Genomic DNA, 15,365 nt, shown 5'->3' with positions numbered 1-15,365 from the left:
AACGTCTGTTTCGGTGTGACCAACCGCGCCGGTGACATGAAAAACGCCCCGGACGGGACACAGGCGGGGCTCCGTGAATGGACTCAGGAGCACCGCCGCGAATGTCTCCGCGGGGCGCAGCCGGACCGTTGACCCGCCAACCCTGAGGTCGGCCGGGTGGGAGATCGGAGCCTCCACTTGTGGGCCGGTCACATGTGTGTCCGGCCGGTCGGAACACCAGAATACACGAGTCAAGGGGTGACCCCCACTCCTGTGCTGACGCGGGTGCCCGCCGGGCCCCGGTCCGGCCCGTTCGAACGTCGCGCGGCGGGGGCCATAAGGTGGACACGATCCCCTCAGCAGGAAGTGAAGCCCCCAGACATGAGTGACCAGACCCCGCAGCAGCCCGACGCACCGCTTCCGGCGGACCCGTCGCATCCCGACTTCGACGCCATGACCCGCGACATCGCGGACGTGCCCGCGGTCGAGGTGATCACGACGGTCGCGGTGCACCTCATGAGCTCGGCGGCGGTCAACCTCGGGCTCGCCGAAGAGGGTGAGACGCACAAGGACCTGGATGAGGCGCGCAAGCTCATTCACGCGCTGGCCGGGCTGATCACCGCCAGCGCCACCGAGATCGGCTCGTACCACGCGGCGCCGCTGCGGGACGGACTGAAGTCGCTGCAGCTCGCCTTCCGTGAGGCGTCGGTCGTCCCGGACGAGCCGGGCCAGGGCCCCGGCGAGAAGTTCACCGGCCCGGTTTACGGCTAGCGGGCGGCGGGCCGCGCGGCGACGCGCGGCCCGCCGATTGGAAGAGACGAGCCCCGGCCGGTCGGCCGGGGCTCGTGACGTCCGGGGGCCCGCGGCCGGGCTCAGTCCTTCTTCGCGTCGGGCGCCCTCTCGTCGGCGACCAGGACCGGCTCCTGGGCCGGATGGGTGATCTGGTGCACCACCGCGGCCAGGGCGCCGCCGATCAGCGGCGCGAGGATGAACAGCCACAGCTGGGTGATGGCGGCGCCGCCGGCGAACAGCGCCGGGCCGATGCTCCGCGCCGGGTTGACCGAGGTGCCGTCGAGCGGGATGCCGATGAGGTGGACGGCGCCCAGCGCCAGACCGATCGCCAGGCCTCCGAAGCCGACCACCGCCACCTTGTGGGTGGCCGACAGCACGACGAAGACGAACAGGAAGGTCATCACGATCTCGGCGACGAATGCGCCGCCGAGGTTGATGTGCACCGCCGAGCGGTCGCCCCAGCCGTTCGTGCCGAAGGCGCCGTCGGTCTGCAGCCCCGGCACCTGCTTGGTGACGAGGAAGAGCAGGGCCGCGCCCACGATGGCGCCGACGATCTGGGCGATCCAGTACTCGACGGCCGTACGGACCGTGATGCGGCGGGCGAGCAGCATGCCGAGCGTGACCGCCGGGTTGATGTGGCAACCCGATATGGGCCCGAGGGCGTAGGCGAGTGCCAGCATCGTGAAGCCGAAGGCCAGGGCGATGCCGAAGGTCCCGATGTACTCGCCGGCCAGCACTGCCGCGCCGACGGCGAAGAACACCAGGAGCAGCGTGCCGAGGAATTCGGATACGACCGTGCGGGTCTCCGTGGTCTCCATGTGGGGCTCTCCTCGCGTGGATCTTGAGCTCTCCTCGAATTGTGCGGCCGAGGAGGGCAACGCGCCCGTTGGCGAGGGGCGTCCAGGGGCGGGGAGAGCCCTGGCGGAGGAAGCGGCCCGGCGCCCGCGGTCCGGCGCCGGTGCCGGGCGTCAGCGGCGGAAGAGGGGCTTTGCGGCCGTCTCGGCACCGGGCGGCAGAAGTGCCAGGTCCAGGCCGCGGACCAGCCGGCCGCGCAGCACGTCGTCAGTGGCCAGCGCCTGCGCCAGGCGCTGGGCGACCTCGGCCGCGGGGGCGCCGGCGGCCAGGCCGAGGGCGAGGGTGGCGTCGGTCTCCTGGGACGGGGCAAGGCGGGCGACGAGGACGGCGGGCTCATCGGCGAGCACGGCGCGCAGCGCGGCGGTGACGGCCGGGTCGGCCAGCGGGTCGGCGCTGTCCCGGCCCTCCGCGAGAGCGCGCAGGGCGTGCCCGGTGAGCTGGAAGGCGACGGGTCCGGCCAGGTCGAGGACGATCGTGTCGGCCTTTTCGTGCGAGGCGGCGAGCAGCGCCTGCCGGAGCGGCACGGCGGCGGGGCGGGCGTCCGCGCGCCAGCGCCGCAGGGTCTCCATGGAGGTGAAGGCGGGCAGTGCGCGGCGGCCGTCCGGGGCCTGGAGGGTGGGCACGGCCATATCGCTGGTCTTCTCCCGGAGCAGGCCGTCCGGGCCCTCTTCGCTCTCGCCGAGTACGGCGACGATCGGGACCAGGAGGCGGGCGCCGGTCAGTGCGGCCAGGACCTGGGGCTCCGCGCTCCGGTCGGCGGCATAGGCGGTCAGGGCCGCGGTGAGGGCCGGGTCCGCGGAGCCGTCGTCGTCGGAGAAACCGGGGTCCGGAATGTTCTTCTGTGCCACGGGGTGAGCCTAGCGGCTCGGTCCGCGGCCGCTCCGGGCGGTGCGGACCGGGGGTGCGGCGGCTTGGGCGGCGCTCAGTGGTGCCTGGGGCGGGTGCACCGGATCAGGGTGGCGGCGGCGATGAGGGCCGCGCCGATGCCGCCCGCGGTCCAGGGCAACCAGCCGATGCCGGTGCCGGCTTCCGCTTCCGGGGTGGGGCCGGGGCCGAAGTAGCGGTGGGCGTAGCCGGCGGGGGACGGCTTCTGGGGGGTGGGTTCGGTCCTGCCCGCGGCGGTGAGTGCGGCGGCGGCGTCGACCATGCCCGCGCCGTAGTCGTCGTCGCGGCCGCCCTTGGGGCCGTCCTGCGCGGTGTCGATCAGCAGTTGCCGGATCTGCGCCGGGCTGAGGTCGGGGTGTGTGGCGCGCACCAGCGCGATGGTGCCGGAGACGAAGGCGGCGGCGGGGCTGGTGCCCTGGCCCCGGTAGTACTTGCGGTCGGGGTCCGGCATGACGATCTCGTCGCCGGGGGCGCAGAGCGCGGCGTACCAGTGGCGGGTGGAGAAGGAGGCGCGGGTGCCGAGGCTGTCGACGGCGGTGACCGCGATGACGCCCGGGTAGGCGGCGGGGTAGGAGGCGCGGTTGCCCTGCAGGCCGCCGTTGCCCGCCGAGGCGACGACCGGGACGCCCTTGCCGAGGGCGTACTGGATGGCGGAGTCCTCGCGCGGTTCGGGGTGCGCGGATTCACTGTCGTCACCGAGCGACAGGTTGATCACGTCGGCGCCGTGGTCGGCGGCCCAGCGGATGCCGTCGGCGAGGGCGCCGGACTTCTCGGTGCGGGCGCGTTTGCGCTCCGGGTCGGCGTCTTCGAGGATCACCCGGACCGGGAGGATCCGGACGCCCGGCGCGAGGCCGAGCACGCCGTCGGCACGGCCCGGCCCATGGCCCTGGCCTGCGATGATGCCGGCCATTCCGGTGCCGTGCCGGGCCCAGGCGCGGTCGCCGGGGGCGGCGCCGAAGCCGACCAGGTCCTTCTCGGGCAGCACATGGCCCTTGAGGTCGGGGTGGCCGGCGTCCACGCCGGTGTCCAGGACGGCGACGGTGATGCCTTCGCCTTTGGTGGTGTGCCAGGCCTTCTGGGCGTGTACGGCCTCCAGGGCCCATTCCGCGGCGCGGATGCCGTCGGCCTGCGCGGGGACGGCGGGCAGCACGGCGAGGGCGGTGGAGAACAGCGACACGGCGGTGCCGCGCAGCGCGGCCCGGGTCGGCGCGGCCTTGGTCATGGCGACGCCTCCGTTGCCTGGGTGGGGATGCCCGACGCCTTGCGGAAGGAGACCTCGAGGAGGTCGGCGAGGTCCTTCGCGGAGTGGCCGAGGCCGGATTCGGCGGGGGCGGTGGTGGCGCCCTCGCGGACGGCGGCCTCGGCGGGCTGCGGGTCGGTGACGACGCGGCCGTCGGCGAAGCCGGAGACGGCGAAGATGACCACGGGGATGTCCGTGAGGATCCGCACCGTCCAGCTCGCGCGCTGCTTGGGCCCGAAGTCCGCGGCCGGGGTGTTCCCGGCGGCGTACGGCAGGGGCATCAGGTCGGTGCGGGCGCCGAGGCTGTCGGTGCTGAAGCGGGTGTTCAGCGCCATCATGGCGTTCTGGTCGCCCTTGGCGACCTGGGCGCCGACGGTGATGACGTCGGTGCGGGTGGCGTCGACGTAGGTGGCGCGCAGCAGGCGGGCGCAGCCGACCCGGGCGAGCGCTCTGGCCAGCTTCGGGTCGTAGGCGTCGGAGCAGTTGCTGTCGGGGGCGACGGCGATGCGGGTCCAGCTCCGGTCGGAGCCGCCGGGGCCGACGCCCAGGCCGTCGAGGTGGCGCGGGAAGAGGGTGTTGACGGGGGTGCTGTGCCAGGCGTCGTGGCCCTTGGTGAAGGAGGCCGCGGCGGTGGGCTTCGCCCGCTCGTCCTCGCTGAGCCAACTTCCGGCCGCCGCGCCGCCGATGAGGCCGACGCCGAGGACGAGGCAGGCCGCGGTGGCGATCAGCCGGCCACCGGGGCGCCGCACCGCCGGCCGGCTCCGGGGCACGGCCGGCATCCCGGGGGCGGGTGCAACTCCGGGGTGCCGGAGGGGAGTTCGGGTCCAGGGGGCGCCGGAGGGGCGTGCCGCGCCCGGGGCGGGCGGGGTGCTGCCCGGAGCGGCGGACGGGGTGGCGGCGGCGCGGGTGCGGCCGGGGCGCGTGCCGGGGGCGCCGTCGCGGCCGCCGCTCCACAGCTCCTGGCTGTTGGCCAGGTGGAAGGCGGCGGTGTCACGGAAGGAGTCGGGGCGCGGGCCGGGGGCGGGCGGCACAGCGGCGGCCGGCGGGGCGGCGGGTGCGCGGTCCGGGCGGGGTGGCGCCGGGGGGCCCGCGGCGGGCGGCGGCGTACGGGGCCGGGGCGGCACGGGCGGCGGGGCCGCGGGGCGTGGCGGGGCGGCGGGCGCGGGGGGCACCGGCCGGGAGGCGGCGGGGCCGGACGGGGCGGCGGGCGGCGGGACCGAGGGGTCGGCCGGAACCGGGCGCAGGACGGTGGCCTGCGGGTCCTCGTCGGGCAGTGCCGCGCCGGGCCGGTGGGGTGGCGGCGGGGGTATGGACGGGAGCCGGTGCGCGTCCGTGTAATCGGCGTCGGTGCTCACCCGCGATCCCCCTCGCGCCGCGTACACCCGGCCCGATCCGCAATCGGGGCAGGGTGGTTCGTATCCGGACATCGCGCCGCTGACCTGCTGGTTGCGGTGCTCAGCCACCTTACGGCCTGCCGCGGCCGGTGCTCCAACCCCGTGTCCGCTCTGTCGCGATCTCTCCCCTACCCAGCGGTAGGCGCGTCTGGCAGGCTCAGGGCCATGGACCGGTACACCGCCGACACGTATGGCGACAAAGCCCGTTACGACCGGGCCACCGCCTCTCTCGACGCACCGCTGGCCGTCGTCGACCTGCGGGCCTTCGACGCGAACGCCGCCGATCTGGTGCGCCGTTCCAAGGGCAAGCCGATCCGGGTGGCGAGCAAGTCGGTGCGCTGCCGGGCCCTGTTGGAGCGGGTGCTGGCGCGGGACGGCTTCGCGGGGATCATGAGTTTCACGCTCGGGGAGTCGCTGTGGCTGGCGCGCTCGGGCTTCACCGACATCCTGCTGGCGTATCCGTCGGCCGACCGGGCCGGATTCGCCGGGCTGACCGCCGATCCGAAGCTCGCCGCGGCGGTGACGGTGATGGTCGACGACCCCGCGCAGCTGGATCTGATCGACGCGGCCCGGCCGGACGGCGGCCACGGCGGCGAGGAGGTGCGGGTGTGTCTGGAACTGGACACCTCCTACCGCGTGCTGGGCGGGAAGGTGCGGGTGGGCGCCCGGCGCTCGCCGCTGCGCGAGCCCGCCCAACTCGCCGCGCTGGCCCGTGCGGTGGTGCGCCGCCCGGGGTTCTCCCTGGTGGGCCTGATGGCGTACGAGGGGCATGTGGCGGGCGTGGGCGACGAGGTCGCCGGCAAGCCGGTCTTCTCGCGGGCCATCCGGGTGATGCAGGCGGCGGCCCGCAAGGAGCTGGCGCAGCGGCGCTGGGAGGCCGTGCGGGCGGTGCGGGCGGTGGCTCCGCGGCTGGAGTTCGTCAACGGCGGCGGCACCGGCAGTGTGCAGCACACTGCCGCGGAGGCGGCGGTCACCGAGATCGCGGCCGGGTCGGGGCTGTACGTACCGCGGCTGTTCGACAACTTCCGCTCGTTCAGCGGGCGTCCGGCGGCGCTGTTCGCCCAGCCGGTGGTGCGCCGGCCGGGGCCGGGGGTGGTGACGGTGCTCGGCGGCGGCTATCCGGCGTCGGGGGCGGCGGGGGCCGACCGGCTGCCGGTGCCGCATCTTCCGGCGGGGCTGTCCTACGACCCGCAGGAGGGGCCCGGCGAGGTGCAGACGCCGCTGCTGGGGCCGGCCGCCGACTCGCTGCGGATCGGCGACAAGGTGTGGTTCCGGCACGCGAAGGCCGGGGAGCTGTGCGAGCGGTTCGCCGCGCTGCATCTGATCGACGGGGACCGGGTGGTGGAGACCGTGCCGACGTACCGCGGCGAGGGGCACACCTTCCTGTGAGCAGCGGCCGGGCCGCGCCGTCCGGTGACGGCGCGGCCCGTCGCCGTCAGCCGTGGATGCGGTCGCGCTGGTCGGTCACGACGGTGCCGTCGGGGCGGCGCATCGGGCCGAGAACGCCGTCGGTGTTGGTGTAGGCGGCGGTGGCGCAGGGGTACGTGCCGGACTTGCGGGGCAGCGGCTCGATGAACATCGGGTTGACCACCCAGCGGTCGTCGGCGTCGTCGTAGCCGCGGCACATCAGTTCGTTCTTGTTGCGGTTGATGGCCAGGTGGGCGCCGGTGGCGTCGTTCACGAACGTCACGTCGGTGTCGGCGTCGCCGCCGCCCAGCGCGATGCGGTGCGCGGGGTCCTGCATGCGCCAGGCCTCGGCACCCTTGATGTGGAAGATCTCCTGGTTGATCCAGCAGCGCTTGCCGTCGATGTAGGGGATGGCGTCGCCCCGGGAGTCCGGGACGTCGCCGCAGCCCTGCATGCCGTAGGTGATCTTTCCGTGGTCGAGCAGGCTGCGGATCGCGATGGTGTGGTCCCGGTCGAAGCCGATGGACTGGGACCACACCTCGGTGACCGGCTCGGACCCGGCGGAGACGATGTAGACGTCGAAGCCGGCCCGCCGCAGGGTGCGCACCAGGTCCTTCTGCTGGGCGTAGTAACGCACGTAGGCGGGGAGCGTGTGGGTGCCGACCTTCTGGGTGCTGCCCACCGGCGCGGCGAGCGCGGCCTTACGTCCGGCGGCGGCGTAGGAGCGGAGTTCGGCGTCGGTGTGACCGGCGAACAGCTGCGGCACCCAGGCGTATTCGGGCACCGTACGGCGGTGGTTCCAGGTGCCCGCGAAGGCTTCCTCGCCGCCCATGGTCTTCGCCTCGCCGCGGATCTCCAGGATCTCGTCGGCGCAGTCGGCGTCGGTGGAGGTGGGCAGCGGTGCGCCGACGGGTACGGAGGTGCCGCAGGCCTTGGTCAGGGCGCGGTCGGCCGCCGGGGTCAGCCACTTGCTGGTGTCGCGCCAGCGGGCCGGGCGGAGGATCTTGTCGTGCAGCAGGGACCAGTCGATCGTCGCGTCGGTGACGTCGTTCTTGGTCATGGTGTTGTCCCAGTCGAACGCGGCGACCGGGGCCCGTCCGTGGCCGTGGGCGAGGCCGGGGTTGCCGCAGGTGCCGCGCTCGTCGATGGTGCGCTGCAGCTTGGCCCGGTTGCGGCCGTACCACGTCAGGTCCTTGGAGAGCTGCGGGCAGTGCGTGGCGTTCTGGGCCGTGGGGGTGTCCTGTCCGGGCGCCGCCTGGGGCGAGGCGGTCGCGCTCGCGGGCACGCTGCCGGCGAGGAGCGCGGTCACGGTGAGGCCCAGGGCGAGGGCGTGCCTGTTGCGCATGGGGGGCTCCGATGTCCGGGGGCGGTCAACAGCGGGGAAGCGGCGGGACCGGCACCTTTCGGTGCCGGTCCCGTGCTGCGTGGTGCGGTGGTGCTGTGCTGCGGTCGTGCCGGTTGGTGCGGGTGTGGTGTGGCGCGTCCGGTGACTTTACCGAGCGGCGGCTACACGGGCGTCACATATGCACCGGCAATCCCGCCGTCCACCAGGAATTCGGCGGCGTTGACGAAGGAGGCGTCGTCGCTGGCCAGGAAGGCGACGGCGGCGGCGATCTCCTCGGGCTCGGCGAACCGGCCGACGGGGACGTGCACCAGACGGCGCGCGGCGCGCTCCGGGTCCTTGGCGAACAGCTCCTTGAGCAGGGGGGTGTTGACCGGCCCCGGGCACAGGGCGTTGACCCGGATGCCCTCGCGGGCGAACTGCACGCCCAGTTCGCGGGACATCGACAGCACGCCGCCCTTGGAAGCGGTGTAGCTGATCTGCGAGGTGGCGGCGCCCATCACGGCCACGAAGGACGCGGTGTTGATGATGGAGCCGCGGCCCTGGTCGCGCATGTAGGGCAGTGCGTGCTTGCAGCAGAGGTAGACCGAGGTGAGGTTGACCTCCTGGACGCGCTTCCAGGCGTCGAGCCCGGTGGTGAGGATCGAGTCGTCGTCGGCCGGCGAGATGCCCGCGTTGTTGAAGGCGATGTCGACCGAGCCGTAGGTGTCGAAGGCGGTCTTGTAGAGCGCCTCGACCTGATCGGAGTCCGTCACGTCGACCTGCACGAAGAGGCCGCCGACCTCGTCGGCCGCCGCCTTGCCGGCCACCGGGTCGATGTCGGCACAGACGATGTTGGCGCCTTCGGACGTCAGCCGGCGGGCGGTGGCCAGGCCGATGCCGCTGCCGGCTCCGGTGATGACGGCGGTACGGCCCACCAGGCGGCGGCACACGGGGTTCTGGTCGGTCACTTCACTGCTCCTCGGTGCTGATGAAGACGTTCTTGGTCTCGGTGAAGGGGATCAGGGCGTCCGGGCCCAGTTCGCGGCCGAGTCCGGACTGCTTGAACCCGCCGAAGGGGGTCCAGTAGCGCACGCTGGCATGGGAGTTGACGGAGAGGTTGCCGGCCGCGACGGCACGCGAGACGCGGATCGCCCGGCCGACGTCCCGGGTCCACAGGGAGCCGGAGAGGCCGTAGTCGGTGGCGTTGGCGAGGCGGACGGCGTCGGCCTCGTCGTCGAAGGGCAGGACGACGGCGACCGGGCCGAAGATCTCCTCGATGGCCGTACGGTCCTCGGGCCGCCCCTCCAGGACGGTCGCCGGATACCAAAAGCCCTTGCCCGCGGGTGCCTCGCCGCGGATGGCGGCCGGGGCGTCCTCGGGGACGTAGGACCGTACCCGGTCGCGCTGGGCGGCGGAGATCAGCGGGCCCATCTGGGTCGCGGGGTCGGCGGGGTCACCGACCACGAACGCCTTGACGGCGGGCTCCAGCAGCTCCATGTAGCGGTCGTAGACCGAGCGTTGGACGAGGATGCGGCTGCGGGCGCAGCAGTCCTGGCCGGTGTTGTCGAGGAACGAGCCGGGGGTGGCTGCCGCGGCGGCCTCGATGTCGGCGTCGGCGAAGACGATGTTGGGGCTCTTGCCGCCGAGTTCGAGGGTCAGGCGCTTGGTCTGCTCCGCGCAGCGGGCGGCGATCTGCCGGCCGGTGGTGGTGGAGCCGGTGAAGACGACCTTGGCGACGCCGGGGTGGTCGACCAGCGCGGTGCCGGTGACCGGCCCCTCCCCCGGCAGGACCTGGAAGAGGCCTTCGGGCAGTCCGGCGTCCAGGGCGTACCGGGCGAGCCGGAGCGCGGTGAGCGGGGTGGTCTCGGCGGGCTTGAGGAGGACGGCATTGCCGGCCGCGAGGGCGGGGGCGGTGCCCCAGGCGGCGATCGGCATCGGGAAGTTCCAGGGGGCGATGACGGCGACGACGCCGAGGGGCTCCTGGAGGGTGATGTTCAGGCCGCCGGCGACCGGGATCTGGGAGCCGGTCAGCCGCTCCACTCCCCCGGCGGCGTAGTGCAGCAGATCGCGGACGTTGCCCGCTTCCCAGGTGGCGTTGCCGAGCGGGTGGCCGGCTTCCTGGAGTTCGAGTTCGGCGAGCTGCTTGATGTTGGCGTCGACCACGTCGGCGAAGCGGCGCAGGATCCGGGCCCGGTCGCCGGGTGCGAGGGCGGCCCATTTCTGCTGCGCTGCGGCGGCCCGCCGGACCGCGGCGTCGACCTCGGCGGGCGAGGTGGTGGGGACGGTGGCCACCACTTCCTCGGTGGCCGGGTTGATGATGTCGATCTCGTGGAGTCCATCGGACACGTCGTCGTTCCTCACATGCGCTCGAAGGAGCGGAAGCGCTCCCAGTCCGTGACGGCGGCGTCGTAGGCGTTCTGCTCGACGCGGGCCATGTGGCGGTAGTGGTCGACCACTTCGTCGCCGAAGGCTTCGCGGGCGATCGGGCTGTTCTCCCACAGCTCGGCGGCCTCGCGCAGCGTGGTGGGGACGTGGGCGGCGTCGCCGGTGTAGGCGTTGCCGGTGGTCGCCTCGGGGAGTTCCAGCTCGTGCTCTATGCCGTACAGGCCGGCCGCGACCATGGCGGCGACCGCGAGGTAGGGGTTCACGTCGCCGCCGGGGAGGCGGTTCTCCAGGCGGTGCGAGCGGCCGTGGCCGATGACCCGCAGCGCGCAGGTGCGGTTGTCCGGGCCCCAGGCGACGGCGGTGGGCGCGAAGGAGCCGGGGCGGTAGCGCTTGTAGGAGTTGATGTTGGGGGCGTAGAAGAGCGTGAAGTCACGCATCGCGGCGACCTGGCCGGCGAGGAAGTGCTGCATGGTCTTCGACATGCCGTACGGGCCGTTGTCGTCGGCGAGTACGGGGCGGCCGTCCGCGTCCTGGAGCGAGAGGTGGATATGACAGGAATTGCCCTCGCGCTCGTCGTACTTCGCCATGAAGGTGAGCGACATGCCCTCCTGGGCGGCGATCTCCTTGGCGCCGGTCTTGTAGATGCTGTGCTGGTCGCAGGTGGTGAGCGCCTCGTCGTAGACGAACACGATCTCGTGCTGGCCGAGATTGCACTCACCCTTGGCGGACTCGACCGTCATGCCGGCCGCGCCCATCTCGTTGCGGATGCGGCGCAGCAGCGGTTCGACGCGGCCGGTGCCCAGCACGGAGTAGTCGGCGTTGTACTGGTTGGCGGGGTTCATCCCACGGTAGCCGCGCGACCAGCCGTCTTCGTAGGTGTCCTTGAAGACCATGAATTCGAGTTCGGTGCCGGCGTGCGCGCTCCAGCCGCGGTCGGCGAGGCGGTCGAGCTGGCGGCGCAGAATCTGCCGGGGCGAGGCGACGACCGGCGAGCGGTCGTGCCAGGCGAGGTCGGCGGTGATCAGGGCGGTGCCCGGGTTCCAGGGGGTGCGGCGCAGGGTGCCGACGTCGCCGTGCATGGCGAAGTCGCCGTAGCCGCGTTCCCAGGAGGACATCTCGTAGCCCTCGACGGTGTTGAGGTCGACGTCCACGGCGAGGAGGTAGTTGCAGCCTTCGGTGCCGTGGTCGAGGACGGTGTCGAGGAAGTAGCGGGCGGCGAACCGCTTGCCCTGGAGCCTGCCTTGCATATCGGTGAAGGCGAGGACGACAGTGTCGATCTCCCCGGCGTCGACGAGGACTCTGAGTTCCTCGACGGAGAGTGGGGGCGTGCGGTCAGCCACGGTGTTGCCTCCTGTCACTGCATCCGGAAGTCATAAGGTAGGCACACGAACCATTGATTGGGAAGGGGTTCCGATGGACGGTGCGGCGGATCGGCTGGCGCCGGTGCTGCGTCCGGTGCGGGCCGGCAACGGTTTCGAGGAGGCGCTGGAGCAGATACTGCAGATCGTCCGGCTGGGACTCGTACCGCAGGGCGAACGGCTTCCCGCCGAGCGGGAGCTGGCGGAGCGGCTGCAGATCAGCCGGGTGACGCTGCGCGAGGTGCTGAAGGTCCTGCAGGACGAGGGGCTGGTGGAGAGCCGGCGCGGGCGCTACGGCGGGACGTTCGTCCGGGTGCGTACGGAGAATCCGGGCGAGGCCGAGTTGCGGCGCCGGATCGGGAAGATCGACGTCGAGGACACCCTGCGCTTCCGCGAGGCGCTGGAGGTGGGCGCGGCCGGGCTGTGCGCGGCACACGGCCTGACCGGGCCGCAGGGCGACCGGCTGCGGGCGACGCTCGCAGCGACCCATGACGCACCCCTTGCGGACTACCGCAGGCGTGACACCATGCTGCACCTGACCCTCGCGGAGCTGTCCGGTTCGCCGTCGCTGGCGGCCCAGTACGCGGCGGTACGGGCGAGCGTGAACGACCTCCTGGACTGCATTCCGCTGCTGGTACGGAATCTGGAGCATTCGCAGACCCAGCACAGCGCGCTGGTGGACGCGGTCCTGGAGGGCGACGCGGACGGCGCACGCGAGGTGATGCGGGAGCACTGCTGCGGCACGGCCGCGCTGCTGCGGGGATTCCTCTCCGCCCCGGCGGCATGACCCCTCCGGCATGCCGGGTCCCCCGAGGAGGCCGACGTTACGAGTCTTTTACGCACAGGTCTTGCGCTCGGGCAGCAGCGGCAGCAAAGGTATGCCGCTGAACCTTTAATCCGGATACCCCTCGGCGAGGCAGGAGCGGCTCATGGCCGACAGCACGGATTCCCCGACCGCACCGCCCACCCCGTCCGCGGACGGGCCGCCCCCCGGCGGCGCCGGATCGCCCGAAGCCGCCTACCTGGAGCGCCGGGCCCTGCGCCGCGGCAGCGCGGGACCGCTGCTGCTGACCGGGCTGGGCGTCGCCTACGTCGTCTCGGGCGACTTCTCGGGCTGGAACAACGGCCTGGCGCAGGGCGGCTTCGGTGGTCTCGCCATCGCCGCCGTCCTGATGGGCCTGATGTACACCTGCCTGGTCTTCGCGCTGGCGGAGCTGGCGTCGATCCTGCCGACCGCGGGCGGCGGCTACGGCTTCGCCCGGCGCGCGCTGGGCACCTGGGGCGGCTTCCTGACCGGCACCGCGATCCTGATCGAATATGTGCTGGCGCCCGCCGCGATCTCGATCTTCATCGGCGACTACGTCGAGTCGCTGGGCCTCTTCGGCCTGCACTCCAGCTGGCCGGTCTATCTCGCCTGCTTCGTCCTCTTCATCGGGATCCACCTGTGGGGCGTCGGCGAGGCGCTGCGCTTCAGCCTGGTCGTCACCGCCATAGCGGTCGCCGCCCTCCTCGTCTTCGCACTGGCCGCGCTCACCGACTTCCACGTCGACGCCCTCAACGACATCCCCGTCAAGGCCGGCGCCTTCGGGGCCAACTCCTGGCTGCCGTTCGGCATCCTGGGCATCTGGGCGGCCTTCCCGTTCGGCATGTGGTTCTTCCTCGGCGTCGAGGGTGTGCCGCTGGCCGCCGAGGAGACCAAGGACCCGGCCAAGTCGCTGCCGAAGGCGATGGGCGCGGCGATGGGCATCCTGCTGCTGCTCGCGCTGGTCACCTTCATCGCGGCGACCGGAGCGCGCGGCTCGGCCGCGATCCAGTCCGCCGGTGACCCGCTGGTCCAGGCGCTGCAGCCGCACGGCGAGCCCACCACCGTCAGCCGGATCGTCAACTACGCCGGACTCGCGGGCCTGGTGGCGTCCTTCTTCTCGCTGATCTTCGCCGGGTCCCGGCAGCTCTTCGCGCTCTCCCGGGCCGGCTACCTCCCCCGTTTCCTCTCCCTCACCAGCCGCCGGAAGGCCCCCTACCTCGGCCTGCTGGTCCCCGGCGCGCTCGGCTTCGCGCTCGCCGCGGCCACCGGGGACGGCGCCCGGATGCTGAATGTCGCGGTCTTCGGGGCCACCATCTCCTACGCCCTGATGGCGCTGTCGCACATCGTGCTGCGCCGCCGCGAGCCCGGTCTGCACCGCCCCTACCGCACCCCCGGCGGCATGCTGACCTCGTCCGTGGCCTTCGTCCTCGCCTGCTCCGCGCTGGTGGCGACGTTCCTGGTGGACAAGGAGGCCGCCTTCATCGCACTCGGCGTGTACGTCGTGGCGCTCGCCTACTTCGCGTTCTACTCACGGCACCGGCTGGTGGCCGCGGCGCCCGAGGAGGAGTTCGCGGCGCTGGCCGCCGCCGAGGCCGAACTCGAACGCGACTGACCCCGGGGCCGTCCGGGCACACCGGCCGGCCCCGCCCGCCCCTTCCCCACTCCGCACGAAGGACTCCGCACCGCATGTCCCAGGACCCCCGGCAGCCGCTCATCGGCATCAGCACCTACCAGGAAGAGGCCAGCTGGGGGGTGTGGACGCTGCCCGCCGCCCTGGTCCCCGCCGGGTATCCGAAGCTGGTGCAGCGGGCGGGCGGCCTCGCCGCGCTGCTGCCGCCCGGCGACCCGGCCACCGCGGCCGCGGCCGTCGCCCGTCTGGACGGGCTGGTGATCGCCGGCGGCGCGGACGTGGCCCCGGCGCGGTACGGGGCCGAGCCGCACCCCCGGACCGGACCGCCCGCCCTGGACCGCGACGCGTGGGAACTGGCCCTGATCGAGGCGGCGTTGGCGGGCGGCGTCCCCCTGCTGGGCATCTGCCGCGGCCTCCAGCTGCTGAACGTGGCGCGCGGCGGCACCCTCGTCCAGCACCTCGACGGTCACGCGGGCGCCCCCGGCGTCTTCGAGCGGCACGCGATCAAGCCGGTGCCCGGGACACTGCTCGGCACGGCGCTGCCCGAGCCGGTGTCCGTGCCGACGTATCACCATCAGTCGGTGGACCGTATCGGCGACGGGCTGCTGGCCTCGGCGTTCGCGGAGGACGGGACCATCGAGGGGCTGGAGCTGCCGGACGCGCGGGCATTCACGCTGGCCGTGCAGTGGCACCCGGAGGCCGGGGACGACACCCGGGTGATGGACGCGCTGGTGGCCGCGGCAGCCGGGGCACCCCGGGAAGCGTGACGGGGCGCTCCGGGAGCGCCCCGCCTCACCGGCTACCGCTCATGGAACGGGACAGCCTGCGCTACAGACCCTTGGTGCAGTGATCCGGCGCTACAGACCCTTGGTGCAGTAGTAGGGAATCCAGCCGGTGATCCCCTTGTACGTGATCTCTTTCCAGGAGTTGTCCTTGAATCCGCAGAGGTCGTAGGACCCTCCGGCACTCGCCGGCTTGCCGGTCGTGCAGGCCGAGTAGCCCTTGGGAAGCAGGCCGAGCGCGGTGGCGTTGACCGCCTTGGACTTGCGGATCTTCACGCTCTCCGCCGCGATGACCTTGACGCAGGCGGCCGGTGCGGGCGCGGCGGCGGTGGTCGCGGAGGCGCCGGCCGCTGCAGCCGGGGTGCTCAGGAAGGTGCCGAGCAGGGCGGCCGAAGCGAGCGCGGGTGCGAGGAACTTGAGCCTCATGTGTGGTGACTCCCCGTTGTGTGTCATGCCGAGGCCGTATCCGCCCTCGATCAGTCGTACACACTAGCGAAGCATTCACGCCGCGATCAACGCTCCCCGAGCG

Annotated in this window: 14 protein-coding genes; 5 read left to right on the top strand and 9 right to left on the bottom strand. The window is 73.0% G+C overall.

Annotation, left to right across the window (positions count from 1 at the left end; all coding sequences use genetic code 11):
- The first annotated feature begins 360 nt into the window (after positions 1 to 360).
- Complete coding sequence (locus ACIRQ7_RS23585; RefSeq protein ID WP_401473333.1) at positions 361 to 750, top strand: DUF1844 domain-containing protein; 390 nt, start codon at positions 361 to 363, stop codon at positions 748 to 750.
- Between the two features lie 101 nt (positions 751 to 851).
- Here ACIRQ7_RS23585 and ACIRQ7_RS23580 read toward each other — a convergent pair whose 3' ends face one another.
- From ACIRQ7_RS23580 to ACIRQ7_RS23565, 4 genes are all read right to left on the bottom strand, one after another.
- Entirely contained in the window at positions 852 to 1,589 is a 738-nt protein-coding gene (locus ACIRQ7_RS23580) for an MIP family channel protein (protein ID WP_404264779.1), read from the bottom strand.
- Positions 1,590 to 1,739: 150 nt separating this feature from the next.
- Positions 1,740 to 2,474 carry an SseB family protein gene (locus ACIRQ7_RS23575; RefSeq protein ID WP_404264778.1) on the bottom strand — a complete coding sequence of 245 codons (735 nt, stop codon included), beginning with the start codon at positions 2,472 to 2,474 and terminating at the stop codon, positions 1,740 to 1,742.
- A 74-nt stretch (positions 2,475 to 2,548) separates the two neighbouring features.
- Positions 2,549 to 3,733, bottom strand: a complete 1,185-nt coding sequence (mycP, locus tag ACIRQ7_RS23570; RefSeq protein ID WP_404264777.1) for a type VII secretion-associated serine protease mycosin — start codon at positions 3,731 to 3,733, stop codon at positions 2,549 to 2,551.
- The gene (locus tag ACIRQ7_RS23565) at positions 3,730 to 5,106 is read right to left on the bottom strand and encodes a hypothetical protein (RefSeq protein WP_404264776.1); all 1,377 of its coding nucleotides are present in this window, start codon (positions 5,104 to 5,106) and stop codon (positions 3,730 to 3,732) included. Before ACIRQ7_RS23565 ends, mycP begins: the two co-directional genes overlap by 4 nt.
- Before the next feature lie 204 nt (positions 5,107 to 5,310).
- Between ACIRQ7_RS23565 and ACIRQ7_RS23560 the strand changes: the two genes are divergently transcribed.
- Complete coding sequence (locus ACIRQ7_RS23560; RefSeq protein WP_404264775.1) at positions 5,311 to 6,534, top strand: amino acid deaminase/aldolase; 1,224 nt, start codon at positions 5,311 to 5,313, stop codon at positions 6,532 to 6,534.
- 46 nt (positions 6,535 to 6,580) lie between these two features.
- On the opposite strand, the gene ACIRQ7_RS23555 is transcribed toward ACIRQ7_RS23560, so the two are convergent.
- The 4 genes from ACIRQ7_RS23555 to ACIRQ7_RS23540 form a co-directional block, all read right to left on the bottom strand.
- Positions 6,581 to 7,897, bottom strand: a complete 1,317-nt coding sequence (locus ACIRQ7_RS23555) for a haloacid dehalogenase-like hydrolase (RefSeq protein WP_404264774.1) — start codon at positions 7,895 to 7,897, stop codon at positions 6,581 to 6,583.
- A gap of 161 nt (positions 7,898 to 8,058) precedes the next feature.
- Entirely contained in the window at positions 8,059 to 8,844 is a 786-nt protein-coding gene (locus ACIRQ7_RS23550; RefSeq protein ID WP_404264773.1) for a 3-oxoacyl-ACP reductase, read from the bottom strand.
- Position 8,845: 1 nt separating this feature from the next.
- Entirely contained in the window at positions 8,846 to 10,222 is a 1,377-nt protein-coding gene (locus tag ACIRQ7_RS23545) for an aldehyde dehydrogenase family protein (protein ID WP_404264772.1), read from the bottom strand.
- 11 nt (positions 10,223 to 10,233) lie between these two features.
- Complete coding sequence (locus ACIRQ7_RS23540; protein ID WP_401473355.1) at positions 10,234 to 11,601, bottom strand: glutamine synthetase family protein; 1,368 nt, start codon at positions 11,599 to 11,601, stop codon at positions 10,234 to 10,236.
- 73 nt (positions 11,602 to 11,674) lie between these two features.
- On the opposite strand from ACIRQ7_RS23540, the gene ACIRQ7_RS23535 reads away from it, so the two are divergent.
- The 3 genes from ACIRQ7_RS23535 (at position 11,675) to ACIRQ7_RS23525 (ending at position 14,821) form a co-directional block, all read left to right on the top strand.
- Positions 11,675 to 12,406, top strand: coding sequence for a FadR/GntR family transcriptional regulator (locus ACIRQ7_RS23535; RefSeq protein ID WP_404264771.1), 732 nt, complete (start codon positions 11,675 to 11,677; stop codon positions 12,404 to 12,406).
- Between the two features lie 142 nt (positions 12,407 to 12,548).
- Positions 12,549 to 14,036, top strand: a complete 1,488-nt coding sequence (eat, locus tag ACIRQ7_RS23530) for an ethanolamine permease (protein WP_404264770.1) — start codon at positions 12,549 to 12,551, stop codon at positions 14,034 to 14,036.
- 74 nt (positions 14,037 to 14,110) lie between these two features.
- The gene (locus ACIRQ7_RS23525) at positions 14,111 to 14,821 is read left to right on the top strand and encodes a gamma-glutamyl-gamma-aminobutyrate hydrolase family protein (RefSeq protein ID WP_401473364.1); all 711 of its coding nucleotides are present in this window, start codon (positions 14,111 to 14,113) and stop codon (positions 14,819 to 14,821) included.
- A gap of 90 nt (positions 14,822 to 14,911) precedes the next feature.
- Here ACIRQ7_RS23525 and ACIRQ7_RS23520 read toward each other — a convergent pair whose 3' ends face one another.
- Positions 14,912 to 15,262 carry a hypothetical protein gene (locus ACIRQ7_RS23520; RefSeq protein ID WP_404264769.1) on the bottom strand — a complete coding sequence of 117 codons (351 nt, stop codon included), beginning with the start codon at positions 15,260 to 15,262 and terminating at the stop codon, positions 14,912 to 14,914.
- Between the last annotated feature and the right edge of the window lie 103 nt (positions 15,263 to 15,365).

This window comes from Streptomyces sp. NPDC101393 (assembly GCF_044767385.1).
In the GTDB taxonomy this organism is placed as follows: Bacteria; Actinomycetota; Actinomycetes; order Streptomycetales; family Streptomycetaceae; genus Streptomyces.
Note: the sequence above shows the minus strand (reverse complement) of the source record. Positions and strands in the feature narration are given on the sequence as shown.